Genomic DNA, 24048 nt, shown 5'->3' with positions numbered 1-24048 from the left:
TGAGCGCATGCGTTTGTTGATCGTGGAGGACGAGAAGCGGCTTGCCCTGTCGCTCGCCAAGGGCCTGACCGCCGAGGGCTACGCCGTAGACGTCGTCCACGACGGCGTCGACGGACTGCACCGCGCGAGCGAGGGAACGTACGACCTGGTCATCCTCGACATCATGCTCCCGGGCATGAACGGCTACCGCGTCTGCGCCACCCTGCGCGCGGCCGGTCACGACGTACCGATCCTGATGCTCACCGCGAAGGACGGCGAGTACGACGAGGCCGAGGGGCTCGACACGGGCGCCGACGACTACCTCACCAAGCCCTTCTCGTACGTCGTGCTCGTGGCCCGCGTGAAGGCGCTGCTGCGCCGCCGCGGCAACGCGGGCCCGTCCCCGGTCCACACCCTCGGCGACCTGAAGGTCGACACCGCCGCGCGCCGCGTCTTCCGTGGTGGCGACGGCAACGACGACGGCGATGAAGTGACCCTCACCGCCAAGGAGTTCGCCGTCCTGGAGCAGCTCGTCCTGCGCCGGGGCGAGGTGGTCTCCAAGGGCGAGATCCTGGAGCACGTCTGGGACTTCGCGTACGAGGGCGACCCCAACATCGTCGAGGTGTACGTGAGCGCCCTGCGGCGCAAGCTGGGGGCGCGGCTGATCAAGACGGTGCGCGGCGCCGGCTACCGCCTGGAGGCCCCCCGATGAGCCGCTTGTTCAGTTCGGTCCGGGCCAGAGCCACCCTCGGCGCGAGCCTCGTCGTCGCGGTCGCGCTGGTCGCGGCGGGCGCCGCCGTGCTGCTCTCGCTGCGGTTCAGCCTCATCGGCGAGGCGGAGGCCGACGCCGATTCGGCCGCCCGGCGGGTGGCCTCGCAGATTGACCCGACCATCGCGTACGACAAGCTGGATCTGCCCGAGGGTGAGGACAACCCCGTGCAGATCGTCGACGCCGACGGCCGGCTGGTCGCGGCCAGCGAGGACCTGGAGCGCATCAGCGGCACGGGCACCGCCGCGGTCAAGCCCGAGCAGGCGTCCCCCGCGCCCGGCGGCGACGATGACGACGATGACGACGACAGTGCGGAGGACCCGCTCGAACAGGGTGAGCTGTCCGACGACAAGAAGTTCACCGACGGCTCGGCGACCGTCGACGGCGAGACGGCGGACTACCGCTTCGCCGCGGTCGAGGTGAGCGTCGAGGGGAAGGGCGATCTCACCGTGTACGCGGGCGGTTCGCTCGAGTCCGAACAGAGCGCGATGTCAACGGCGTTGACATCGCTGCTCATCGGCTTCCCGCTGCTGCTCGCCGTGATCGCCGCGGTGACCTGGCTGGTCACGCGGCGCGCCCTGCGCCCGGTGGACGCGATCCGCTCCGAGATGGCGGCGATCACCGCCTCCGAGGACCTCGCGCGGCGCGTGCCCGAGCCGGACACGCATGACGAGGTCGCCCGCCTGGCCCGGACCACGAACGAGACGCTGGCCGCCCTGCAGACGTCGGTGGAACGCCAGCGCCGCTTCGTCGCCGACGCGTCGCACGAACTGCGCAGCCCCATCGCGTCCCTGCGCACCCAGCTCGAAGTGGGCGCGGCACACCCGGAGTTGCTGGATGTGGACGGCGCCGTCGAGGACACCGTGCGCCTTCAGGAGCTGGCCGCCGACCTGCTCCTGCTCGCCCGCCTGGACGCCGGGGAGAAGCCCGGCGCGACGCGGGTGGACCTGGCGGCCCTCGCCCGCGAGGAGCTGTCCCAGCGCACGAGGGACCGCGTCGAGGTGCGGAGCGACCTGAAGGGCGCCGAAGTCGCCGGATCGCGCGGCCAGTTGGCGCGCGTGCTCGGCAACCTCGTGAACAACGCGCAGCGCCACGCCCGTACCCACGTCACGGTCGCCACCCGAGCCGAAGGGGCCTGGGCGGTCCTCGCGGTCTCCGACGACGGGGCCGGTGTGCCGGAGAGCGAGCGCGAGCACGTCTTCGAGCGCTTCGTACGGCTCGACGACGCACGCGCCCGTGATGACGGCGGGGCCGGTCTTGGCCTCGCCATCGCGCGCGACGTGGCCGAACGGCACGGCGGCACGCTCACGGTCCAGGAGGCTCCCGGCGGGGGAGCGCTCTTCGAACTCAGGGTGCCCCTCGTGCCGCGGTCCGGCTGAGCGTCAGGGCTTGCCCCGTTGCGCGCGCAGGTGCTCCGCGATCGGGGTCAGTGCCTTGTGGAGCTCGCCGAGCGCCTCGGGCGAGATCAGATCGATGAAGTGCCGGCGGACCGAGGTCACGTGGTGCGGGGCGACCTTCTTCATGGTCTCCATGCCCTCGTCGGTGAGCACGGTGTAGAGGCCGCGCCGGTCGGACTCACAGTTCTCCCGGCGGACCAGGCCCGCGTTCTCCATGCGGGTGATCTGATGGGACAGGCGGCTCTTGGACTGCAGCGTGGCGGCCGCGAGATCGCTCATACGCATCCGCTTCTCGTCCGACTCGGAGAGATGTACGAGGATGTCGTAGTCGTTCATGGTCAGGTTGAACGGCTGGAGGTCTTTCTCGAGCTGGTATGTCAGCATCCTGTTGACCTCCACGTGGGTGCGCCAGGCGCACTGTTCCTCGTTGGTCAGCCACTGCGGGGCCGTATCGGTCTCCATGAAATCGATTCTACCTAAGAAGTTGAAAGGTGAACGAATGTGGGCGTGTGACACGCGCCTCTCACCCTCCATGTCACGGAGGGGCACAGACGTTCGTCGTCACACTCCGCAGACTACCGCTCACAGGCCGAAGCGACGCTGGAGGTCCCCCAGTTGTCCGGGAAGGCGTGGTTGTCCCGGCTGCTGTCCGTGTTGACCGGGCGCACCCCCGGTGCCCGGCACCCCCGCCTGTTGCGGCACCGCACCCGTCGCCTGGTCTGCCATGAGCATCTCCGAGGATTGCAGCAGCACCGTCCCCGCCCCCACGAACTCGAACTGGTGCTCCTCGCCCGAGGTTCCGCCGATCCCGGTCAGTGCCCGCACGCCCCCGATGACCCCCGTCAGGTATCCGTGGTCGTAGTGATGGCAGGGCGACGGGCAGTCCGCCCAGCCCACGAGGGCCTGCGGATCGACGCGGATCGGCGGCTCCATGAACACCACCGGACCGTTCGACGCGGCCACGAACTTCCCGGTTCCGATCAGGGTCAGAAAGCCCGGAACAATTGATTGCTTCAGGGCGAGAGTTGGCTGAAAAGCGAGGAGGTTGCCCGAGCGAATGGTCAGGTTGCCGTCATCGAGGTCGTACGAATTCACATCGAAGGCCCGGTCGGCGAGGAGCATCTTGCCCTGGCCCTCCGCCACGACCCAGTCGCTCGCGTGCAGCGGCGAATGGAAACTCGTGCGCACCAGGCGGTCCAGACGGCCGTGCCCGATGCCGTTGAAGTCGATCGACCCGTAGTAGGCGATCATCTTCCCCTTCTGCAGGAACCACTGGCTTCCCTTGAGCTCCACGCAGAACGTGTACGCGTTCACGCTGTCGTCGCTCGGCAGCGTCATCGGGTCGAACACCGCGGGTCCGCCCGCGGGCATTGAGGGGGTCACAGCTTCTCCTCCGACGCCTGGACGAACACCGCACCGCTCCCTGACAGCTCCAGCTGGAACGCCTCGCCCGAGCCCCGCCCCACCATGTCGCGCCAGCCGAGCGCCGTGGAGAGTTTGTTGCGCACGTCGCCGTGGTGCGCGACATAGGCCTGCGGGTCCACGTGCACCGGGCGCTGCGGGGTGATCGGCACCTCGACGACCCCGCCGTGCGCCATGACGGCGACCGCGCCCTGTCCCTTGAGGGTGGTCGTGAACAGTCCCTGCCCGGTGACCTGGCCGCGCACCATGCCCATCACGCCGCCCTGCGAGCCCATGAACATCGTGCCCTGCTGGAGGGTGCCGTCGAACGCGAGCAGCCGGTCCGCCTCCACATAGAGGGTGTCTCCGGAGAGGGCGATCACCTGGATGTGATGCCCGCCGTGCCCGAAGAGGACGGTGCCGCTGCCCTCGACGGTCATCAGCGGCGTCGCCTCGTTCGCCACCCGTCGCCCGATCATGGACGCGAGGCCGCCCTGCCCGCCCTGGATGTTGGGCGTGAAGGAGACGTCCCCCTTGTAGGCGAGCATGGCGCCGCGCTGGCTGAACAGCTTCTGGCCCGGCAGGACCGTCGCCTCGACCACCTTCGAGTTGATCTCTCGGAAGGGCATGTCAGACGTCCCCCGCCATCGTGGTCCGCTCGCTGGGCTGGACGTAGACCAGGCCGTCGCCCTCGAAGCGGATCTGGAAGGCCTCGCCGCCGCCCTCGCCCATGAACGTACGGAACGTGACGCCCGACTGGAGGTTCTGGCGGAGGTTTCCCTGATGGGCGATGTACGCCCCGGGATCCACGGTCAGGGGGTACTGCTGACTGACGCGCAGGACCACCGCGGGCCCGTCGGACATGATCGCCGCCTGGCCCGAGCCCTCGACCGTCGTCGTGAACAGGCCGTTGCCCTGTGAGGCGCCGCGCAGCCCGGTGAAGCTGGTGCCCGTGTGCAGGCCCGCGTCGGTGCAGAGCAGGTTGCTCGACTCGACGAAGAGCTTCTCGCCGCGCAGCTCCACGAGGTTGATCTCCGTGGCGCGGTCGGCGAACCAGCAGGTGCCGTGCCCCTTCACCTCCATCACCGTCATCTGCTCGCCGGTGAGGCGGCGGGTCACCATGCCCCGTATGCCCTCGCCGCCGCCGGACATCTTTTTGAAGGCCATCTGGCCGTCGTACGCGACCATCGAGCCGTTCTTCGCCTTGACGGCGTCGCCGGACATGTCCACGGCGAGCACCCTGCTGCCTTGCAGTCGGAACGTTGCCACGTATCGACGGTAGCCGTCGGATATGCGCCCGGAACAGGGCAACGGCCCCTGAGCGAACCCCGAGAACACCCCGATGTCACAATGGGGGTCGCTTGTGCGCGCATTCACAAGATCGCGGCGAGCGGCCCGCCCTCACCCCCTCCGTCCTCCCCCGAAGGTGATCCGTGGACATCAAGACCGCATCCGCACTCCGCCGCCTCCGCCTGGTCTCGGCCCCCGAAGCCGTCTCCTTCCTGCTGCTGCTCGTCTGCTCGGTGCTCAAGCGGACCACGGACTTCAACGCCGTGCCGGCCATGGGCATGATCCACGGCGTGCTCTTCGTCCTCTACGTGCTCTTCTGGCTCGACGCCTGGAACCGCACGAAGTGGAACGCGAAGACGGCCGCCCTCTACTTCGTCCTCTCCGTCCTGCCGACCGGCGGTTTCTTCGCCGAACGCAAGCTGAAGCGTGAGGCCGAGGCCGCCGTGATCGCGTCGCGCGCCCGCCGCGAGGGGGTCGTCGGCGCATGATCGTCGCCTTCTCCGTGACGCCGCTCGGCGTCGGCGAGGACGTGGGCGAGTACGTCGCCGACGCGGTCCGCGTCGTCCGCGAATCAGGGCTGCCCAACCGGACGGACGCGATGTTCACCTCCGTCGAGGGCGAGTGGGACGAGGTGATGGACGTCGTCAAGCGCGCCGTCGCGGCGGTCGAGGCGCGTGCGCCGCGCGTCTCCGTCGTCATGAAGGCGGACATCCGCCCCGGGGTGACGGACGGCATGACGTCGAAGGTCGAGACGGTGGAGCGCCACCTTTCGCAGTGACGCCCCGCGATTTCTGAGAGCCCCCGCCGGCAACGGCGGGGGCTTTCTTGTGTCTCCGTGGTCGACGCGACGGACTTGAGCGACTGCTCAAATCCCCGTACCGTCTGTTTGGGCAGTCGCTCAAACATGCCAGACATGCATGCACTGACTTGGGGGATACGCCGTGAGCCTGTACGTCGAAGCGCACATAGCCGCCGACCTCGACGAGCTCTGGACGCGTACGCAGGAGCCCTCCCAGCACCAGCGCTGGGACCTGCGCTTCACCGAGATCGACTACCTGCCGCAGGTGGCGGGGGAGCCGCAGCACTTCCGGTACGGCACGCGCGTACTGCCCTTCCTCACCATCGCGGGCACCGGGATCTCCGCGGGCGAGAAGCGCCGCCCCGACGGCACCAGGACGTCGGCGCTGCGGTTCGCATCGCCGCATCCGCTGTCGCTGCTGGAGGAGGGCTCGGGCTACTGGCGCTACGTACCCGCCCCGGACGGCGGCGTCCGCTTCCTCACCGGGTACGACTACCGGTCGCGCTGGGGCCGCTTCGGTGCCTGTGCCGACCGGGCCCTCTTCCGGCCGCTGATGGGCTGGGCCACGGCCTGGTCCTTCGACCGGCTGCGGCTGTGGCTTGAGCGGGGGATCACCCCCGAGCGGCAGCTGCTGCACGCGCTCGGCGAGGTCGGCTTCCGGGCCGGCTGCGTGCTCGCGGCGGTGCTCGCCGCGCCCGTGGTGGCCCTTGCGGTGCTGGCCCTCGCGTTCCTCGTGCCGCCGCTGCCCGTGACGCCGGCGGCGCGCCGGTGCCTTCGTACGCCACCGCCACGCACGCGTGCACCCCGCATTCTGACCACCCTCCAGGAGCAGCCGTCATGACGCCGTCGATCTTCCGCACCGTGCTCGGCCCCGACTTCGACCGGCTGCACCCGCAGCTCCAGCGCCGCTTCTCCGTGGGCCTCGCGAGCGGTGAGGCGTGCACGGGCCGAGGGGTGATGGACCGCATCTGGCACGGCAGGGATTTCGTGAAGCCCTTCCTGGCCGTCGGCGGCACGCGCAACATCCTCGTCCCGAGGGCGGGCCGGAACGTCCCCTTCACCATCGAGAACGTGCCGTACACCGACTCGTTCGGCCGTGAGACGGTGACCTTTGTGCGCACCTTCGACCTGCCGGGCCGCTCCCGGCGCTTCGACGCCCAGATGGTCCTCGCGCCGAGCCGGGACCGGATCCTCGACTACTTGGGAACCCACCAGCACCTCGCGAGCGACCTCCATCCCCGGGTGGAGCCGGACGGCTCGCTGCTCATCCGCTCCGGAGAGCACCGCTTCCGGGAGGGGCCGGTGGACGTCCGCGTTGCCCCGCTGATCGGCGGCGACGCCGAGGTCCGGGAGTCCTTCGACGACAGGACGGGCCGCTTCCGCATCCAAGTCCGGGTGGTGAACCGGTACTTCGGGCCGCTCTTCGGGTACGAGGGTTCCTTCACGGCCACGTACGCCGATGTCCGCGCCCGCGGTGTACGGGCGGGCCTTCGGCCTGTCCGCGAGGAGGCGCGGGCGTGAGCGCCGACACCAAGACGAAGCTGCTCGAGGGCACCTTGCGCACCCTCATCGAACAGGGCATCGCCAAGACGTCGGCGCGCACGATCGCGGCTGCCGCCGGGGTGAATCAGGCGCTGGTCTTCTACCACTTCGGGTCGGTGGACGAGTTGCTGGCGGCGGCGTGCCGGCACGGGGCGGAGCAGCGGGTGTCCCGCTACCGGGACCGCCTGGCGGAGGTGTCCTCCCTCTCCGAACTCCTGGAGTTCGGGCGGGAGATGCACGTGGAGGAGCGGGCCGCCGGTCATGTCGCCGTGCTTGGCCAGCTCCTTGCCGGGGCCCAGACGCAGCCCCGCCTCGCCCCCGCCACGGCGGCGGGCCTGGCCCTGTGGATCGAGGAGATCGAGAAGGTCCTGACCCGGGTCCTTTCTGCAACCCCCCTGGGGGAGTTCACCGATCCGTCCGGTCTTGCCAAGGCGCTGGCGGCGTCCTTCGTGGGGATCGAGCTGTACGAAGGTGTGGATCCCGATGGGGCGAACAGGGCGCTGGATGCTTTGGAGCAACTGTCCCTCCTGGTGACGGCAGTTGAGGACCTGGGCCCGCTGGCCCAGCGTGCGTTCCGCCACCGCCTGCGCCGGGCGCGGCCCTGACGCGGCCCTGCGCGCACTCCGTGGCCACGGGCGCCGAGATGCGGTGCGCCGTCGCAGCAGGTCAGATGGGTCTCAGGCCGAGCCCGCGCACATCACGGAGTACCACCATGACAACGGAACCCACGGGCGGAAAAGCACGCGTCGACCGGCGGATGCCGTCGTTGCCGAACACCTGGCCTCCGCCGCGCTGGTACGTGCCGGGCCGGCCCTGCACGGCGCCCGTGGTGATCTTGTCGTCGTGAAGAGGGTGTCCCGGTGGTCAGGACAGGCCGTGGCGCAGCGGAGTGAGCTGCTCGATGTCGTAGCGGGCCCGCAGTTCTTGGATCGCCGCGGGGTCCGGTGGGTCGCCGTAGTCGAGCAGGGTGAGGAGCTCCTCGAAGTACCGCTCGTGATCCGGTGGCGGTGAGGCCTGGAAGAACATGCGGGCCGGTTCGCCCGTGGGGTTCGCGAAGGCGTGCGGGCAGCCGGGCGGAACCACGATGACGGTTCCGGGAGTCGCACGGACGACCCGGCGGCCGTCGAGTGCCCGCCAGTGCCGCCAGTCGTCCCCGGTGCGGACGCGCGGCTCGAACGCCATCACGTCGAGTTCGCCTTCGAGGACGTAGAACAGCTCCTCGCTGCGCGTGTGCAGGTGCGCCCCGACGTCGAAGCCGGGCGGTACGACGACCTCGAAGCTGGAGCTCACCCGGGAGTGCTCCCCGGTGACCTTGAACGTGACCTGCTGGGCGGCGGTGATCAGGGTCCGGCCGTGGCCAGGGGGTACGAGCAGTCCCGGACGGGCCAGGTGCGCGGTCATGACCAGGTCACGGGGAGACCCTCGGGCCCTCGGATGAGCGCTCCGGGGCGCCAGCGCAGTTCGTCCGGGGGGATGGTGAACCGCAGCTCCGCGAAGCGGTCGAGCACCGCGTCCATGAGCAGTTCGGACTCCAGGCGGGCCAGCACGGCGCCGGGGCAGTAGTGCGGTCCGTACCCGAAGGAGACGTGCGGGTTGGGGCTGCGGTCGAGCCGCAGCTCGTCGGGGTCGGGGAAGACCTCCGCGTCGCGGTTGGCGGCGAGGTAGGAGACGTAGACCGCTTCACCCGCGCGGATGCGGTGGCCGGCGATCGTGACGTCTTCGAGGGCGATCCGGGAGAGCCCGACGGCGTTGCGGTGCGGGATGTAGCGCAGGAGTTCGTTGAGCGCCGAGGGCCGCAGCTCGGGTGTGTTCCGCAGCCGCTCGAGCAGGTCGGGCCGGGTGAGCAGGATGTAGACCATGTTGCCCACGTTGTTGGTGACGGCCTCGCCACCGATCTGGATGAGCAGGGCAAGGCCGGTGGCTTCCTCCGCGGTGACCTCTCCGCTTTCGACGGCCTTGACGAGGAGCCCGATGACGGTGTCACCGCCCGTTCCGCGCCCCTCGCGCAGGCGTTCGCCGAGGTAGGCCAGCATCTCCGTCTTGGCCTGCTCGCTGCGTTGCGCGCCTTTGGCCGATGACAGGATCAGGGCGGTCCACGCGTGCACCGTGGGACGGTCGGCCTCCGGGATGCCCATCAGCTCGCATACGACGGCGAGGGGGAAGGGTGCGAGCAGGCGCTCGGTCAGGTCCGCGGGCGGTCCGTCGCGCAGCATCCCGTCGACGAGTTCGCCGAGAATCTCCCGCGCCCGCGTACGAAGGCGCTCCACACCGCCGGCGGTGAAGGCCCCGGCGACGGCGCGACGCAGTCGTGTGTGGTCGGGCGGGTCCTCGAAGCCGACCGCGCCGGGGGCGGGGATGAAGTGAGGGGCCAAACGGGTGACGTCGTGCTCGACGACCAGCTTGCGGCTGAACCGGGGGTCGTTGGTCACCATCCGCACGTCGTCGTACCGGCAGACGAGCCAGGCCCACCCGCTTCCGTTGGGAAGCTTGATGCGTGTCACCGGCCCCTCCCGCATCAGTCCGGCGAGGACGGGGTCGAAGTCGACCCCGTCCAGGTCCAGGGCGGGCCACTGCGTGATGGGTGGCTGCGAGGTGTCGGGGCCGTCCCTCAGCATCGTTCCGATTCCTCCGTGACGCGGTCTCTCGCCTGAGTGGCCTTGCCTATGCGGTCTCTCGCCCCGTGCTCCAGTTGCCCAGGGAGACCTCGGCGGTGATGCCCGGGCCGAACCCCGCCAGGAGACCTCGCGCGGTGTCGGGGGTGCCGTTGTCGTCGAAGAGCCGGCGCAACGCGTCCAGGACGACGGCGCTCGCGATGTTGCCGTACTCGGTCAGTGTGGCCCGGCTGAAGCGGAATGCTTCGGGTGCCACACCGAGGTACTTGCTGAGGTCGTCGAGGATCCGCGGGCCACCGGCATGGATGATGTAGAAATCCAAGGCGGAGGCGTCCCAGCCATGTGCGTGGGCCAGCTGCTTCAGCACCGGGGCGAGCGGCTCCATGGTGCCGGGAACGCGTCGGTCGAGCCTGAAGTGGAACCCGGTGGCCTTGACCTCGTACGCGATCCAGTCCTCCGTCCTGGGAATGATGTACGAGCCGTTGCGCCGCAGTTCGATGCCGATGCCGCCGCGCCCCCGGACGACGGCGGCGGCCACACCGTCACCGAACAGGCCGTTCGAGAGGAGATTTCCCACCTCCAGGTCGCTCGGCTGATAGCACAGGGAGCAGAACTCACAGGCGACTATCAGGGCGTTCGCCTCGGGGTAGGCGGTGCAGAAGTCATGCGCGCGATTGACCGCCGCCCCGCCCGCCGCGCACCCCAGCTGGGCTATGGGCAACTGCCTCGTGTCGGTGCGGAACCCCATCGTGTTGATCATCCACGCGGTCAGCGACGGCATCATGAAGCCGGTGCACGACACGTACACGATCAGGTCGATGTCCACCGGGCGCACTTCCGCGTCGGCCAGCGCCTGACGCACCACCGCCGGCACCCGTGCCTTGGCCTCGGCCTCGTACACGGCGTTGCGCTGTTCGAAGCCGGGGTGCGCGAGCGTCTCCTCGATGGGGCGTATCAAGTGCCGCTTCGCGACGCCGGTGTTCTCGATCAGCCGCAGAGCCAGTTCGAGCTGCGGATGGTCCGGATGGACGTACCGGGCCAGGTCGAGGGTCTGCTCCATGGTGATCACGTACTCGGGCACGGACACCGTCGGTCTGCACAGAGTCGCCACGGTGGCTCTCCTTTCCTGTTTCGACAAAGCCTCACGGACCCGTGCGCAATGCGCGCGCGGGACTGATCCGCGGGTGACTAGGGGCCAATCCGGTGACGCTGGGCGACGCGGGCGGCGGATCGAGCGGCGAGAGGGAAGACATGCCGCAGTCGATATCCCGCGGAATCGACCGCTGGGGGCGGCAGGAACGCTGACATCGAGGCAGGGAGATGAAGCATGACGTCAGACCCGCGCACGGCCCTCGCGCCGCAGACGGAACCGGCTTCGGACGAGGCGGTCCACTGCTGGGGCCTTGACGACCTGGAGGGCCTTGAGTTCGACCCCTTCCTCAGCGACCGGCTGCGGGACGAGCAGGCCACTCGGATCCAGTTGCCGTCCGGCGAGGGCAGCGCCTGGCTGATGGCGCGCTACTCCCACGTCAAGGCGGCGACGACCGACCCGCGCTTCAGCAGGGAGGAGCTGGTCGGGCGTACGGTCACCGGTTCCTCCCCGCACGCGATCGCCTCCCGGCAGGCGTCCCTCAAGTACGCCGACCCGCCACGCCTGAACGACATGCGCCGTGTGGTGGCGCGAGCGTTCACCGACAAGAGCATGCAGAAGCTCAGGCCGTCCGTGCAGGCCAGTGCCGACAGCCTGCTCGACGCGATGGAGCGGCACGGCTCACCGGCGGACCTCGTGGAGCACCTGCACGGCCCCTTCCCGCTCGCGGCCGTCGCCGACCTGCTGGGAATGGACCAGGACATGCGGGAGGGCATGACGTCCTTGGCGAACCTGATCACGACTCCCGGCCCGGCACCCGAGCGGAGCGGCGACGCCACGACGACCGTCCGTGAGTGCGTCGTCAGTCTGCTCGCCCGGCGTCGCGAGGAGCCGGGCGACGACCTGGCCGGGGTCCTCGCCGCGGCCTGTGACGCCGGTGAGATCACGGAGCCGGAGGCCATCTCCCTGGCCACCGCCATCGTGGTGAGCGGTGCACACGCCGTACGCAACAACAGCGCCAACATGGTCTACGCCCTGCTCACCCATCCGCGGCAGCTTGAACGGCTGCGCGCCGAACCGGACTTGATTCCGCAGGCCGTCGACGAGCTGCTGCGCTACATCCCGCACCGCAGCGGAGTGGGCCTCCCGCGGATCGCCTCGCAGGACGTCGAGATCGCCGGTGTCGTGGTCCGGGCCGGTGAGGCGGTCTACTCCTCGTACCTCGCGGCCAATCGCGACCCCGAGGCCTTCCCGAACCCCGACACGCTTGACTTCGACCGGGGGCCCATCGCCCATATGGCCTTCGGGAACGGCCCCCACCACTGCGTGGGCTCGATGCTGGCCCGGATGGAATCCGAGATCATCATCGCCACGCTGCTCGACCGCTACCCCGCACTCGCGCTCGCGGTGCCGCCCGAGCAGATCGAGTGGCAGACGGGCGGCCTGATCCGAGGGCCCAAGACCCTGCCGGTGTCCTGGTGATACGCCGCCCCACGATCAAGGTCGTCGGAGGCAGCCCGAACCACTTGGAGCTGGCTGCTCTCACCGCGGTCTTCATCGTGCTGATACGCGGTGCCCACACCCTGCGCGCCCCGCACTCCGCTGGTGCCCATCGCGCCTGGTGGGATCAGAAACCGCCGTATGTCCCCGCGCACTCCTGGCGCTCCAGGCAGGCGCCCCCTCCGCGCTGACACTCCACAGCAGGAGCGGGCCCGCTCCGCAACCCCGGTGAAACCGCTCGCCCCAAAACCGCTCACACGGCCGAGTCCGGTTCGACACCCGGCGAAAACTCCCTTTTTGTATGGGTATTGGCTTGTTCACACCAGAACCTGCCATCGCCAGATCATCGAAGACCTGGAGGCGCTGTGCGGTCGGAGGGCTATGACTACGAAACCCACAGCACACTCGCCGGCCCAATCACCGAGCCGGACGGCGACGACTGCTATCGGGTGCAGTACACCAAGCTCCTCTCCGGCGAGCCGCACCGAATACGAGCCGTCCTGCTGATGACGTTCGCCCCCGTCCTCACCGGCCTCCTCCTCGTCTATCTCGTCTGGCCGACCCACTGGACGGAACGCGAGGGCGCCGACAGCTGGCTCATCGGCCTCGACATCACGATGCTCGTGGCGATCGGTCTCATCGAGCTCTTCATGCTCGTCAATGTCATATCGATCTCCCACGCGACGATGGTGGCGAGAGACCCGGTACCCGTCGTTCCCGAGCCGGGCACGCGGGTCGCCTTCCTCACCACGTACGTCCCCGGCAAGGAACCCCTGGCCATGGTCCGCGCCACCCTCGAGGGCGCGACCCGGATACGCCACCCGGGACCGCTCGACATATGGCTCCTGGACGAGGGCGACGACGACGAGGCCAAGGCCCTCTGCGCGGAGCTCGGCGTCCGGTACTTCACCCGCAGCGGCGTGCCCGAGTGGAACCGCGAGAAGGGCGTCCACAAGGCCCGCACCAAGCACGGCAACTACAACGCCTGGCTCGCGATGCACGGCGGCGGCTACGACTTCTTCGCCTCCGTGGACACCGACCACGTCCCGCTCCCCAACTTCCTTGAGCGGATGATGGGTTACTTCCGGGATGAGGACGTCGCGTTCGTCGTCGGGCCTCAGGTCTACGGGAACTACGACACCCCCGTCACCAAAGCCGCCGAGTCGCAGCAGTTCCTCTTCCACGCGCTGATCCAGCGCGCCGGCAACCGCTACCGCGCCCCCATGTTCGTCGGCACCAACAACGTCGTACGGATCAAGGCGCTTCTCCAGGTCGGCGGCCTCTACGACTCGATCACCGAGGACATGGCGACCGGCTTCGAGCTGCACCGCCACAAGAACCCCGCCACCCGGCGGCACTGGCGGTCCGTCTACACCCCGGACGTGCTCGCCGTCGGCGAGGGGCCCGCCTCCTGGACGGACTTCTTCACCCAGCAGATGCGCTGGTCGCGCGGGACGTACGAGACGCTGTTCAAGCAGTACTGGAAGGCACCGCTGACGATGCCGCCGGGCCGGCTGTTCTCGTACACGATGATGCTCGTCTACTACCCGATGACGGCCGTCAACTGGCTGCTTGGCGTGCTGAGTTGTGTGCTCTTCCTGTGGTTCGGGGCTTCCGGCACCCAGGTTGCCGCGTCCGTGTGGCTGATGCTCTACAGCGACGCCGCCGCGCTCCAGGTCGGGCTCTACCTCTGGAACCGGCGGCACAACGTCTCGCCGCACGAGCCGGAGGGCTCCGGAGGCCTGGCCGGCATGGCGATGTCCGCGCTCTCCGCGCCCATCTACGCCAAGTCGCTCGGCGCCGCCCTCCTGCGCCGCCCGAGCCGCTTCGTGGTCACCGCCAAGGGCGGCGACACGAGCCCGGACCGGGTGCTCACCTTCCGCATCCATCTCTTCTGGGCGGCCCTGCTCGCCACCTCGCTGGCCGCCTCGTTCGTGCTCGGCCATACCCATGCGGCGATGCGCACCTGGGCCGTCCTTGCCATGGCCATCTCGCTCGCCCCGATCACGATCTGGGCCTTCACGCTGATCAAAGAGCGCAAGGGACGCAAGGCACCTGTCGAGGCCCGGCAGCAGGCGCGCCGCCTCGGAGGCAAGGACGCGGAAGGCCTGGTCGCCACGGGCTCGGACGGCGATCCGGAGCCGGCATTCGCCACTGGTACGACGACAGGAGGGAACTGACCCATGGCCTACCGGCCCTCGCAGCGGACGAAGAAGACACTCCTCGGAGTCGGGGCGGGCGCGCTGCTTGTCGGACTCAACGCACCGGCGGCGCTCTCCTTCGCGGAGCAGCAGTACTACGAGTACAAGATCGCCCAGCCCGGCTACAAGGCGAAGTACGGTTCCTGGAAGCAGATCGGCATTCCTGACCGGTACCGCACCAATGCCATCCACGCGGCGCTTCTGCACACCGGCAAGGTCCTGATCGTCGCGGGCTCCGGCAACGAGCAGAAGAAGTTCGACAAGGGGTCCTTCGACACGATCCTCTGGGATCCGAAGACGGACACCTTCAAGAAGATCGCGACGCCCGAGGACTTCTTCTGCTCCGGGCACGCCCAACTCCCCGACGGGCGGCTCCTGGTGGCGGGCGGCACGGCGCGCTACGAACTCCTCGACGGCGAGATCGAGCGGGCCGGCGGCGGCATGCGGGTCAAGAACGAGAACCCCGACAAGCCGCTCGTCCTGAAGAAGGGCACCCGCTTCCGCTCGCCCTCCGGCATCGAGTACGTGAGCAGGTTCGACGTCAACGTGCCCAAGGCCCAACGGGACTTCAAGATCACGTACTCCAAGTCGGGGGTGATGCGGCCCTGGAAGGCGAAGGTCAAGGCGAGCGAGGCACGCGTCTTCGTGGAGGCCGTCCAGAAGGGAGAGCAGTCCGTCGCCGAGGAGTCCGCGCAGTACGAGATCGAGGGCCTGACCGGCAAGGAAGGGGACAACGCCTACGGGATCGCCGAGAAGATCACCATGGACAAGCAGGACTTCCAAGGGATCAAGGCGGCCTACGAGTTCGACCCGAAGGCCGAGAAGTACATCCCCGTCGAGCCGATGAAGAAGGCCCGCTGGTACCCGACGCTCGTCGGTCTCGACGACGGCAGGGTGCTCGCAGTCTCCGGGCTCGACGACGTGGGCATGATCGACCCGGGCGACAACGAGATATACGACCCGAAGACGAAGAAGTGGACCGACGGGCCCAAGCGCTACTTCCCGACCTACCCCGCGCTCTTCCTCACCAAGGGCGGCAAGCTCTTCTACCCGGCGTCGAACGCGGGCTACGGCCCCGCCGACAAGGGCCGTGCCCCTGGGCTGTGGGATCTGCGGACCAACAAGTTCCAGAAGATCCCCGGGCTTGTCGATCTCGATCAGACGGAGACGTCTGCGTCCGTGCTGCTGCCGCCCGCGCAGGACCAGAAGGTGATGATCCTTGGCGGTGGAGGTGTCGGTGAGTCCGAGAAGGCGACCCGGCGCACGGCGGTCGTGGATCTCAAGGAGGACAGCCCCGTCTTCCGGACCGGGCCTCAACTCCCGCAGGGCACCCGGTACTTGAACAGCGTGATCATGCCGGACGACTCGGTGTTCACGTCCAACGGCTCCACGGACTACCGGGGGCGCGGCGCGAGCAACATCCTCAAGGCGCAGTTCTACGACCCCAGGACGAACGCCTTCCGCGAGGCGGCGTCACCGAGGGTGGGCCGCAACTACCACTCCGAGGCGCTGCTGCTGCCCGACGGACGGGTCGTCACCTTCGGCTCCGACCCGCTCTTCGACAACCAGGAGAACACCAAGCTCGGCCACTTCGAGCAGCGCATGGAGGTCTTCACGCCGCCCACCCTGCACAAGGCCGGCAAGGACCGCCCCGTGCTCGGCAAGGGGCCCGAGGTCCTTGCCGCCGACGGCCGCGCGACGTTCCGTACGCGAGACGCGGCGGAGATCGCGTCGGCGCGCCTTATGCGCCCCAGCGCGGTGACGCACACGACGGACGTGGAGCAGCGGTCGATCGCGCTCGGGCTCACCAAGGGCAAGCGTTCGGTGACGGTGGACGTGCCCCGGGGCGACACCGCGCTGGTGCCGCCGGGCTGGTACATGCTGTTCGTGACGGACCGCAACGGCACGTCGTCCGAGGCCAAGTGGATCCACGTGAAGTGACGTGCCCTCAGGCGTCCTTGGCGTTGCGCGCGAGGCCCAGCGCGTAGTCGGGCCACCACTGGCCGGCCTCCGGGCCGCCCCTGCACGGCCCGTCCGAGTCGCCGGGGCGCTTGATCCACAGGACCGCGTCGAGCAGCGCGTCGCCCGTCTTGTCCGTGGGCGGGGTGCCCAGGCCCCGGCCCGGCGGATTGCACCAGGCGTCCTCGCGGTCGCCGGCCAGCGGCCCCTTGCCGTTGCGGCTGGTGTCCATCACGAAGTGCTTCCCGCCGACCGTCCCCGACAGGCTGCGGCCGTACGCCTTGATCGTCTCGTCGCTCTGGAAGTTGGAGACGTTCAGCGAGAAGCCGTCGGCCTGATTGATGCCGGCCTGCTGGAGCGGTTCGGTGAGCTTGGCCGCCTGGTCGATCCAGCCGGGGTTGCCCGCGTCCAGATAGACCTTCACCCGGGGCTGCTGCTTGAGCCGCTGGATGGCTTCGGAGAGCAGTTGGTAGCGGTCGGCGTGGTACTCGCCGGGCGTGCAGCCGTCCACGATGTGCGGGATCGCATCCGGCTCCAGGATGACGAGGGCGGGGCGGTCCCCGATCGCCCCCGCGAACTTGTCGATCCACTGCCGGTAGAAGTCGGAGCTGTGCGCGCCGCCCGCGGAGTGCTGGCCGCAGTCGCGGTGCGGGATGTTGTACGCGACGAACACGGCGGTACGGTCGCTCTGTGCGGCACCGTCGACGGCGGCCTTGATGTCGGGCGCCGGGTCGTCGCCCGCGGGCCACACCGCCATCGGCCGCTCGGAGATCCGCCTGAGCGCGGCGGCGTCCTGGGGGCGCCCCTCCTGCTCCCACTGCTCGACCTGCCGGGCCGCGGCGCTCTTCGGGTCGACCCAGAAGGAGCTCTCGGGAGGCCGGGCGGCGTTGGAGCGGCCCGCTTCGGCGGCCGGCTTCTCCTTGCCGGAGCCGGACCCGGAGCCGGACGAGCAGCCCGTGAGCCCGAGGGCCGTGAGGGCTGTGAGTGCCGTGAACGTACGGAGCAGCCGGTGCATCCAGACCCCTTGGGCGATGGTGACGCGTCGCGCAATCGTTACATAACGGTCGAATACGGTTCGGTTACGACACCGGGACCGGCCGCCTCAGATCGACTCGGATCACCTCAGATAGCGCCTTGGGCCGCCTCAGATGCCGCCACTCGCCAGCGCGATGCCCAGCGGCGTCCGCTCGTACAGGACCTGATGCCCGTACCGCCGCGACACCAGCAGACCCGCGTCGCGCAACGTGCCCAGGTGCGCGGACACGGATGACGGGGCCAGGCCCAGGCGGTGGGCGAGGGCCGAGGTGGTGGCGGGGTCGCCGAGCGCGGCGAGGACGGTCGCCCGGCCGCGGCCGAGGAGGCGTACGAGTGCTTCAGGCGTACGTTCGCCGGGCCCCGCCCAGAGCCCGGCGAGGCCGCGTGCGGGATAGGCGATGGTCGGCTGCCACGGCGGGTCGTGCCCGCCGACCACGTCCGGCCAGGTGAAGACGCTCGGCATCAGGACCAGGCCCTCGCCCCGCAGATCGCGCACATGCTCGCCGTTCCAGTCCACGGCGAGCGTCCCCGCGTTCCAGCTGAGCCGCGGGTCGAGCTCGCTCAGGAGCCCGCCGAGCCCGACCTCGGCGAGGCGGCGCGAGTGGAAGGCCACGTCGGCCTCAAGGAGGGTGCGAAGGCGGGGCCAGTCCGGCTCGATCAGGGCGTGCCAGGCGGCCTCCATGGCGTCCGCGAGCTCCCGCACCGCGCGCGCCGGATCGCCGACGAGCGCGCGCCCCAGCGGGCTGTCCGCCGCCCCCGGCGTGCAGTCGAGGGCACGGGCCATGTCGTCGAGCGCGACCTCCGGGTCCGTCGCGCGCACGGCCGCGATCTCCTCGTCGAAGGTGGCCGCGGGCCCGATCGGCGGCGGCCCGAGGAAGTCGGGGCAGTGCCCGCGGCGCGGCATCAAGAGCCACACCGCCGCGAGGTCCAGCCGCGCGCCCGCCCCGCGGATCCGCCGCAGCCACTGCGGGTGGTAGCCGTGCCGGTCGGGGCGCTTGAGGGTGCGCACGGCCTCCTGCGTCTCCCACAGGGGCGAGATCGCGAACCGGCAGCGCAGCAGGTCGTCCTGCCCGAAGTGCAACTGATACGGCATGACGCCCCCGCCCGAAAGACCGCCCGATTCGCCTGGAGCCGAAACTCTAGGGCGAGGGCACGCGCGCGTGCAGGGTGCGGACATGCCCGAAGAGAAACCCACCGGCTACCGCCGCGTCTTCGCCGTCCGTGAGTTCCGCACCGTCTTCCTCGCACACGCCCTCTCGCTGCTCGGCGTCATCGTCAGCGAGGTCGCGCTGACCGTCCTCGTGTACTCGCTCACCGGGTCGCCGCTGCTCAGCGCGCTCACCTTCGCGCTCGGCATGCTGCCCTACCTGATCGGGGGGACGCTGCTCTCCGGGATCGCCGACCGGTATCCGCCCCGCCGGGTGCTCGTGCTCTGCGACCTCCTGTGCGCCGGGTGCGCGGCCCTGATGGCGCTGCCCGCGACGCCCGTCTTCGCGCTGCTCGCGCTGCGGTGCCTCATCGCCGTCGTCTCGCCGGTCTTCAACGGGACGCGGATGGCGACCCTCACCGACATCCTCGGCGACGGCGATCTGTTCGTGCTCGGGCGCTCCCTGCTGCGGATCGTCTCGCAGAGCTCCGTGCTCGTCGGCTTCGGCCTCGGCGGCGTGCTGCTCACCTTCGTGCCCGCGCGCGGGGCACTCGTCATCACCGTCTGTACGTTCCTGGCGTCGGCGCTGCTCCTGCGGCTCGGCACGCGGCGCAGGCCCGCGCGGGGCGACGGCGGCTCGGCGCTCGTCCGCTACTCCCTCGGCGGCACGCGGCAGATTCTCGGCGACCGCCGGATCCGGGCGCTGCTGCTCCTGCTCTGGGCGCCGCCGATGTTCATGGTCGCCCCGGAGGCGCTGGCCGCCCCGTACGCGGACGAGATCGGCTCGGGCGTCGCGGGCGTCGGCCTGCTGATGTGCGCGCTGCCGGTCGGCACGATCGCGAGCGAGCTGTACGCCGGGTCCGCGCTCTCCGCGGGCACCCGCGCCCGCATCGCCCTGCCGCTCGCCTCCGTCACGCTGCTGCCGCTCGTCGTGTACGCCGTGACGCCGGGCCTGGTCTGGGCGATGCTCGCCCTCGCGCTCGCCGGGGCCGGGTCCGCGTACACCCTGGGCCTCGACCGCTGGTTCGTCGACGCCGTGCCGCAGGAGCTGCGCGGGCGGGCCATGACCGTGCACACGGCCGGGCTCATGACGATCCAGGGGGTCGGCATGGCGCTCGCCGGCCTTGCCGCCGAGTTCTTCGCGGTGAGCACGGTCGTGACGGGCGCGGGCATCCTCGGCACGGTGTGCTGCCTGGTCCTGGTGGCGGAAGTCCGGGCCACGGCCCGTACCGCTTCCGGCGGATCCGACGACGTACGGGAACGGGCGACCGAATTGCGAGACGGGGCTGACCAGCATGTGACCGGCGGGTAAGGTCTTTGGCGTGCCGAAGCCGCTCAGCCTTCCCTTCGATCCCATCGCCCGCGCCGACGAACTCTGGAAGCAGCGCTGGGGATCGGTCCCGGCCATGGGTGCGATCACCTCGATCATGCGGGCGCACCAGATCCTGCTCGCCGAGGTCGACGCGGTCGTCAAGCCGTACGGACTGACCTTCGCGCGCTACGAGGCGCTGGTGCTGCTGACCTTCTCGCAGGCCGGCGAGCTGCCGATGTCGAAGATCGGTGAGCGGCTCATGGTCCACCCCACATCGGTCACGAACACCGTCGACCGCCTGGTGAAGTCCGGCCTCGTCGACAAGCGTCCGAACCCGAACGACGGGCGCGGCACGCTCGCCTCCATCACGGAGAAGGGCCGCGAGGTCGTCGAGGCCGCCACCCGCGAGCTGATGGCGATGGACTTCGGGCTCGGGGTGTACGACGCCGAGGAGTGCGCGGAGATCTTCGCGATGCTGCGGCCGCTGCGGGTCGCGGCGGAGGACTTCGAGGAGCAGTAGGGGGCGGCCGGTACCGGAAGCGGGGCCGCCGGAAGATCGCGCAAAACGGGCCGATACCCTCGAACGCATGAAGAAGAGCGTGCTGACCCGTTACCGGGTGATGGCCTACGTCACCGCCGTCATGTTGCTCGTGCTGTGCACCTGCATGGTTTTCAAGTACGGCTTCGACAAGGGTGAGGGCCTGACGCTGGTCGTCTCCCAGGTCCACGGTGTCCTCTACATCATCTACCTGATCTTCGCCTTCGACCTGGGCTCCAAGGCGAAGTGGCCCTTCGGGAAGCTGCTCTGGGTGCTGGTCTCGGGCACCATCCCCACCGCCGCGTTCTTCGTCGAGCGCAAGGTCGCGAAGGACGTCGAGCCGCTGATCGTCGACGGTTCGCCGGTCACCGCCAAGGCGTAGCCTCCACCGCCGCGGAGATACCCGTGGCCCCGCTGCGGAGCAGCTGATGTCGCAGCGCCTCGACATTTACTAGGACGTCCTAGTAAATTCGAAGGTATGGACGCTGACGCCATCGAGGAGGGCCGCCGTCGCTGGCAGGCCCGGTACGACACCGCGAAGAAGCGCGACGCGGATTTCACCACGCTCTCCGGCGACCCGGTCGAGCCCGTCTACGGGCCGCGGCCCGGGGACACCTATGAGGGATTCGAGCGGATCGGATGGCCGGGCGAGTACCCCTTCACCCGCGGACTCCACGCCACCGGCTACCGCGGCCGGACCTGGACCATCCGCCAGTTCGCCGGCTTCGGCAACGCCGAGCAGACGAACGAGCGCTACAAGATGATCCTGGCCAACGGCGGCGGCGGCCTCTCCGTGGCCTTCGACATGCCGACCCTGATGGGCCGCGACTCCGACGACGCGCACTCGCTCGGCGAGGTCGGGCACTGCGGGGTCGCCATCGACTCGGCCGCCGACATGGAGGTCCTGTTCAAGGACATCCCGCTCGGTGACGTCACGACGTCGATGACGATCTCCGGACCCGCCGTCCCCGTCTTCTGCATGTATCTCGTCGCAGCCGAACGCCAGGGGATCGACCCGGGCGTCCTGAACGGCACGCTCCAGACGGACATCTTCAAGGAGTACATCGCGCAGAAGGAGTGGCTCTTCCAGCCCGAGCCGCACCTGCGCCTCATCGGCGACCTGATGGAGCACTGCGCGCGCGACATCCCCGCGTACAAGCCCCTGTCGGTCTCCGGCTATCACATCCGCGAGGCCGGGGCGACGGCCGCGCAGGAGCTGGCGTACACCCTCGCCGACGGCTTCGGTTACGTCGAGCTCGGGCTCTCGCGCGGCATGGACGTCGACGTCTTCGCGCCCGGACTGAGCTTCTTCTTCGACGCGCACCTGGACTTCTTCGAGGAGATCGCCAAGTTCCGCGCGGCCCGCAGGATCTGGGCCCGCTGGATGCGGGACGTGTACGGCGCCAAGACCGACAAGGCCCAGTGGCTGCGCTTCCACACGCAGACGGCGGGCGTCTCGCTCACCGCGCAGCAGCCGTACAACAACGTCGTACGCACCGCTGTCGAGGCGCTCTCCGCGGTCCTCGGCGGCACCAACTCCCTGCACACGAACGCCCTCGACGAGACCCTCGCGCTGCCCAGCGAGCAGGCCGCCGAGATCGCGCTGCGCACCCAGCAGGTGCTGATGGAGGAGACCGGCGTCGCCAACGTGGCGGATCCGCTGGGCGGTTCCTGGTACGTGGAGCAGCTCACCGACCGTATCGAGGCCGACGCCGAGAAGATCTTCGAGCAGATCAAGGAGCGGGGGCGTCGGGCGCACCCGGATGGGCAGCACCCCATCGGGCCCATCACCTCCGGGATCCTGCGCGGCATAGAGGACGGCTGGTTCACCGGCAACATCGCTGAATCGGCCTTCCAGTACCAGCAGTCCCTGGAGAAGGGTGACAAGCGGGTCGTGGGCGTCAATGTCCACCATGGTTCCGTCACCGGTGACCTGGAGATTCTGCGGGTCAGCTATGAGGTGGAGCGGGAGCAGGTGAAGGTCCTCGGGGCCCGCCGAGGGGCGCGGGATGATGCGAGGGTCGCGGCCTCGCTTGACCGGATGCTGGGTGCCGCGCGGGACGGGTCGAACATGATTGGTCCCATGCTGGAGGCGGTCCGCGCGGAGGCGACGCTGGGGGAGATCTGTGATGCCCTGCGGGATGAGTGGGGGATTTATACCGAGCCGCCTGGGTTCTAGTTCGGGGGTTTTGGTAAGTGCGTGGGGATCTGCGGGTTCGTTGTGGCTTGTCGCGCAGTTCCCCGCGCCCCTTCGGGGGCGCCCCTGCGGGGCGTTGTAAGTGATGAGTGTGGTCGGCACTTAGTTGGGTAGGCGCGGCGAGCGTCAGTTCGTCCTGCCCCTGGAGCACCTGTGTCACCTGCGAGCCTGCCCGGCCCCACCCGTACCGCCGTCACCGCCATCGGAGTCGCCTCGGTCACTCTGCTCGGTGCGCTGGCGGTGGGCGGCTCCGGTGAGGTGAGCGCGAGCCCGCCGGCCGAGCCGAAGGTCCAGGACGCCTTCGACTCGCTCGGCCCCGAGGTGCATGCGGCGAAGCTGGCGAACGGGCGGACGGCGCACTACTCCGACTCCGGCGACAAGGACGGCAAGCCCGTCCTCTACATCGGCGGCACCGGCACCAGCGCCCGCGCCGCGCACATGACGGACTACTTCCGTACGACGCGCGAGAACCTTGGCCTGCGCATGATCTCCGTGGAGCGCAACGGCTTCGGCGACACCGGGTTCGACAAGGGCCTGGGCAAGGCGGACTTCGTGAAGGACGCGCTTGAGGTGCTCGACCGGCTGAAGATCGACGACGTCAGCGTCGTCGCGATCTCCGGCGGCGGGCCGTACGCGGCGGAGCTGGCCGCGCGGGCGCCCGGGCGGATCTCGGCGCTGCATCTGGCCGCCGCGCTCCCGCCGTACGGGGCGAAGCCCGCGTACTGCGCGATGTCCGACGAGGCGCTTGCCGCCGCCCTGAAGGACTCGATCAAGGACCCCCGCAAGTGGTGGGCGTTCCCCGACGACAGCCCCGTCAAGTCGATACCGGGCTTCGCCGACACGGCGTACGAAGAGGGCGCGCGGACCTACAACCAGCGGGGCCAGCAGGCCGATCCGGCGCCGCAGGTGCATGAGCAGAAGCTGTACTGCGAGCGGCCCGGACCGGATCTGTCGAAGCTTGACGCCCCCGTCCACCTCTACGGCGGAGAGAAGGACACGACCGTTCCGCCGGCCACCCTCAAGACCTGGCAGGCGGCGCTGCCGGGCACGGCGAAGGTGCGTACGTACGCCGACTCCGGGCACGACGTGCAGTACCGGCACTGGGACCAGATCCTGGTCGACCTGGCCGGGCAGGGGGAGCGGACGGTCATCTGCCGCGGCAAGCACACGAAGGTGCCGTACGCGAAGGAAGCGGACCGGCTCGTCTCCGAGGGCAAGGCGACGCTCGGCAGTTGCGCGTGGACCAGGTAGGGGTGGACCAGGTAGGGGTGGACCCAGGA

25 protein-coding genes are annotated in these 24048 nt (G+C 69.6%); 16 read left to right on the top strand and 9 right to left on the bottom strand.

Annotated features, from left to right (window positions below; translation table 11 throughout):
• Positions 1 to 7 precede the first annotated feature (7 nt).
• Entirely contained in the window at positions 8 to 691 is a 684-nt protein-coding gene (locus AB0G47_RS11230) for a response regulator transcription factor (RefSeq protein ID WP_266870839.1), read from the top strand.
• A complete protein-coding gene (locus AB0G47_RS11225; RefSeq protein WP_360767051.1) occupies positions 688 to 2127 on the top strand; it encodes a HAMP domain-containing sensor histidine kinase in 1440 nt (479 codons plus the stop codon). The genes AB0G47_RS11230 and AB0G47_RS11225 overlap by 4 nt, the downstream gene beginning before the upstream one ends.
• Before the next feature lie 3 nt (positions 2128 to 2130).
• Here AB0G47_RS11225 and AB0G47_RS11220 read toward each other — a convergent pair whose 3' ends face one another.
• From AB0G47_RS11220 to AB0G47_RS11205, 4 genes are all read right to left on the bottom strand, one after another.
• Positions 2131 to 2607, bottom strand: coding sequence for a MarR family transcriptional regulator (locus tag AB0G47_RS11220; RefSeq protein WP_266870842.1), 477 nt, complete (start codon positions 2605 to 2607; stop codon positions 2131 to 2133).
• Between the two features lie 120 nt (positions 2608 to 2727).
• Positions 2728 to 3516 carry an AIM24 family protein gene (locus AB0G47_RS11215; protein WP_360767983.1) on the bottom strand — a complete coding sequence of 263 codons (789 nt, stop codon included), beginning with the start codon at positions 3514 to 3516 and terminating at the stop codon, positions 2728 to 2730.
• A gap of 8 nt (positions 3517 to 3524) precedes the next feature.
• Positions 3525 to 4175: an AIM24 family protein gene (locus tag AB0G47_RS11210; protein WP_360767047.1), complete on the bottom strand. Its 651-nt coding sequence runs from the start codon at positions 4173 to 4175 to the stop codon at positions 3525 to 3527.
• A 1-nt stretch (position 4176) separates the two neighbouring features.
• On the bottom strand, positions 4177 to 4815 hold the full coding sequence (locus AB0G47_RS11205; RefSeq protein ID WP_360767044.1) for an AIM24 family protein: 639 nt from the start codon (positions 4813 to 4815) through the stop codon (positions 4177 to 4179).
• 164 nt (positions 4816 to 4979) lie between these two features.
• Between AB0G47_RS11205 and AB0G47_RS11200 the strand changes: the two genes are divergently transcribed.
• The 5 genes from AB0G47_RS11200 (at position 4980) to AB0G47_RS11180 (ending at position 7782) form a co-directional block, all read left to right on the top strand.
• Positions 4980 to 5324: a DUF3817 domain-containing protein gene (locus AB0G47_RS11200; protein ID WP_360767041.1), complete on the top strand. Its 345-nt coding sequence runs from the start codon at positions 4980 to 4982 to the stop codon at positions 5322 to 5324.
• Positions 5321 to 5614 carry an MTH1187 family thiamine-binding protein gene (locus AB0G47_RS11195; protein ID WP_135330232.1) on the top strand — a complete coding sequence of 98 codons (294 nt, stop codon included), beginning with the start codon at positions 5321 to 5323 and terminating at the stop codon, positions 5612 to 5614. Before AB0G47_RS11200 ends, AB0G47_RS11195 begins: the two co-directional genes overlap by 4 nt.
• Before the next feature lie 163 nt (positions 5615 to 5777).
• The gene (locus AB0G47_RS11190) at positions 5778 to 6476 is read left to right on the top strand and encodes a hypothetical protein (protein ID WP_360767037.1); all 699 of its coding nucleotides are present in this window, start codon (positions 5778 to 5780) and stop codon (positions 6474 to 6476) included.
• Positions 6473 to 7156, top strand: coding sequence for a DUF4166 domain-containing protein (locus AB0G47_RS11185; RefSeq protein WP_360767034.1), 684 nt, complete (start codon positions 6473 to 6475; stop codon positions 7154 to 7156). Before AB0G47_RS11190 ends, AB0G47_RS11185 begins: the two co-directional genes overlap by 4 nt.
• Entirely contained in the window at positions 7153 to 7782 is a 630-nt protein-coding gene (locus tag AB0G47_RS11180; protein ID WP_360767031.1) for a helix-turn-helix domain-containing protein, read from the top strand. The genes AB0G47_RS11185 and AB0G47_RS11180 overlap by 4 nt, the downstream gene beginning before the upstream one ends.
• Positions 7783 to 8041: 259 nt before the next feature.
• On the opposite strand, the gene AB0G47_RS11175 is transcribed toward AB0G47_RS11180, so the two are convergent.
• The 3 genes from AB0G47_RS11175 to AB0G47_RS11165 are packed head-to-tail and all read right to left on the bottom strand — an operon-like array spanning position 8042 to position 10900.
• Positions 8042 to 8578, bottom strand: coding sequence for a cupin domain-containing protein (locus AB0G47_RS11175; protein WP_360767028.1), 537 nt, complete (start codon positions 8576 to 8578; stop codon positions 8042 to 8044).
• Positions 8575 to 9792, bottom strand: a complete 1218-nt coding sequence (locus tag AB0G47_RS11170) for a cytochrome P450 (protein ID WP_360767025.1) — start codon at positions 9790 to 9792, stop codon at positions 8575 to 8577. The genes AB0G47_RS11175 and AB0G47_RS11170 overlap by 4 nt, the downstream gene beginning before the upstream one ends.
• 46 nt (positions 9793 to 9838) lie before the next feature.
• Entirely contained in the window at positions 9839 to 10900 is a 1062-nt protein-coding gene (locus AB0G47_RS11165; protein ID WP_360767022.1) for a type III polyketide synthase, read from the bottom strand.
• Between the two features lie 216 nt (positions 10901 to 11116).
• On the opposite strand from AB0G47_RS11165, the gene AB0G47_RS11160 reads away from it, so the two are divergent.
• The 4 genes from AB0G47_RS11160 to AB0G47_RS11145 all read left to right on the top strand — a co-directional run bounded on the left by AB0G47_RS11160 (position 11117) and on the right by AB0G47_RS11145 (position 16521).
• On the top strand, positions 11117 to 12361 hold the full coding sequence (locus AB0G47_RS11160; RefSeq protein WP_360767019.1) for a cytochrome P450: 1245 nt from the start codon (positions 11117 to 11119) through the stop codon (positions 12359 to 12361).
• Positions 12307 to 12570: an acyl-CoA carboxylase epsilon subunit gene (locus AB0G47_RS11155; protein WP_360767016.1), complete on the top strand. Its 264-nt coding sequence runs from the start codon at positions 12307 to 12309 to the stop codon at positions 12568 to 12570. The genes AB0G47_RS11160 and AB0G47_RS11155 overlap by 55 nt, the downstream gene beginning before the upstream one ends.
• 174 nt (positions 12571 to 12744) lie before the next feature.
• On the top strand, positions 12745 to 14559 hold the full coding sequence (locus AB0G47_RS11150; RefSeq protein WP_360767013.1) for a cellulose synthase catalytic subunit: 1815 nt from the start codon (positions 12745 to 12747) through the stop codon (positions 14557 to 14559).
• Positions 14560 to 14562: 3 nt separating this feature from the next.
• Positions 14563 to 16521 (top strand): kelch motif-containing protein, encoded by a 1959-nt coding sequence (locus AB0G47_RS11145; RefSeq protein WP_360767010.1) that lies wholly within the window; start codon positions 14563 to 14565, stop codon positions 16519 to 16521.
• 7 nt (positions 16522 to 16528) lie between these two features.
• Here the strand turns inward: AB0G47_RS11145 and AB0G47_RS11140 are convergent, their stop codons facing one another.
• Together AB0G47_RS11140 and AB0G47_RS11135 are read right to left on the bottom strand one after the other, a co-directional pair.
• Positions 16529 to 17554 (bottom strand): glycoside hydrolase family 6 protein, encoded by a 1026-nt coding sequence (locus AB0G47_RS11140; protein WP_360767007.1) that lies wholly within the window; start codon positions 17552 to 17554, stop codon positions 16529 to 16531.
• A gap of 129 nt (positions 17555 to 17683) precedes the next feature.
• Positions 17684 to 18667 carry a DUF5937 family protein gene (locus AB0G47_RS11135; protein ID WP_360767004.1) on the bottom strand — a complete coding sequence of 328 codons (984 nt, stop codon included), beginning with the start codon at positions 18665 to 18667 and terminating at the stop codon, positions 17684 to 17686.
• A gap of 82 nt (positions 18668 to 18749) precedes the next feature.
• On the opposite strand from AB0G47_RS11135, the gene AB0G47_RS11130 reads away from it, so the two are divergent.
• The 5 genes from AB0G47_RS11130 to AB0G47_RS11110 all read left to right on the top strand — a co-directional run bounded on the left by AB0G47_RS11130 (position 18750) and on the right by AB0G47_RS11110 (position 24019).
• Positions 18750 to 20033, top strand: coding sequence for an MFS transporter (locus tag AB0G47_RS11130; RefSeq protein WP_360767001.1), 1284 nt, complete (start codon positions 18750 to 18752; stop codon positions 20031 to 20033).
• A gap of 10 nt (positions 20034 to 20043) precedes the next feature.
• Positions 20044 to 20553 carry a MarR family transcriptional regulator gene (locus tag AB0G47_RS11125; RefSeq protein WP_266870860.1) on the top strand — a complete coding sequence of 170 codons (510 nt, stop codon included), beginning with the start codon at positions 20044 to 20046 and terminating at the stop codon, positions 20551 to 20553.
• A gap of 67 nt (positions 20554 to 20620) precedes the next feature.
• On the top strand, positions 20621 to 20953 hold the full coding sequence (locus tag AB0G47_RS11120; protein ID WP_360766997.1) for a DUF3817 domain-containing protein: 333 nt from the start codon (positions 20621 to 20623) through the stop codon (positions 20951 to 20953).
• 96 nt (positions 20954 to 21049) lie between these two features.
• Positions 21050 to 22750, top strand: coding sequence for a methylmalonyl-CoA mutase family protein (locus tag AB0G47_RS11115; RefSeq protein ID WP_360766994.1), 1701 nt, complete (start codon positions 21050 to 21052; stop codon positions 22748 to 22750).
• 171 nt (positions 22751 to 22921) lie between these two features.
• Positions 22922 to 24019 carry an alpha/beta hydrolase gene (locus AB0G47_RS11110; protein ID WP_360766992.1) on the top strand — a complete coding sequence of 366 codons (1098 nt, stop codon included), beginning with the start codon at positions 22922 to 22924 and terminating at the stop codon, positions 24017 to 24019.
• Positions 24020 to 24048 lie beyond the last annotated feature (29 nt).

Source organism: Streptomyces sp. NPDC021622 (assembly GCF_040640795.1).
Classification (GTDB): Bacteria; Actinomycetota; Actinomycetes; order Streptomycetales; family Streptomycetaceae; genus Streptomyces.
Note: the sequence above shows the minus strand (reverse complement) of the source record. Positions and strands in the feature narration are given on the sequence as shown.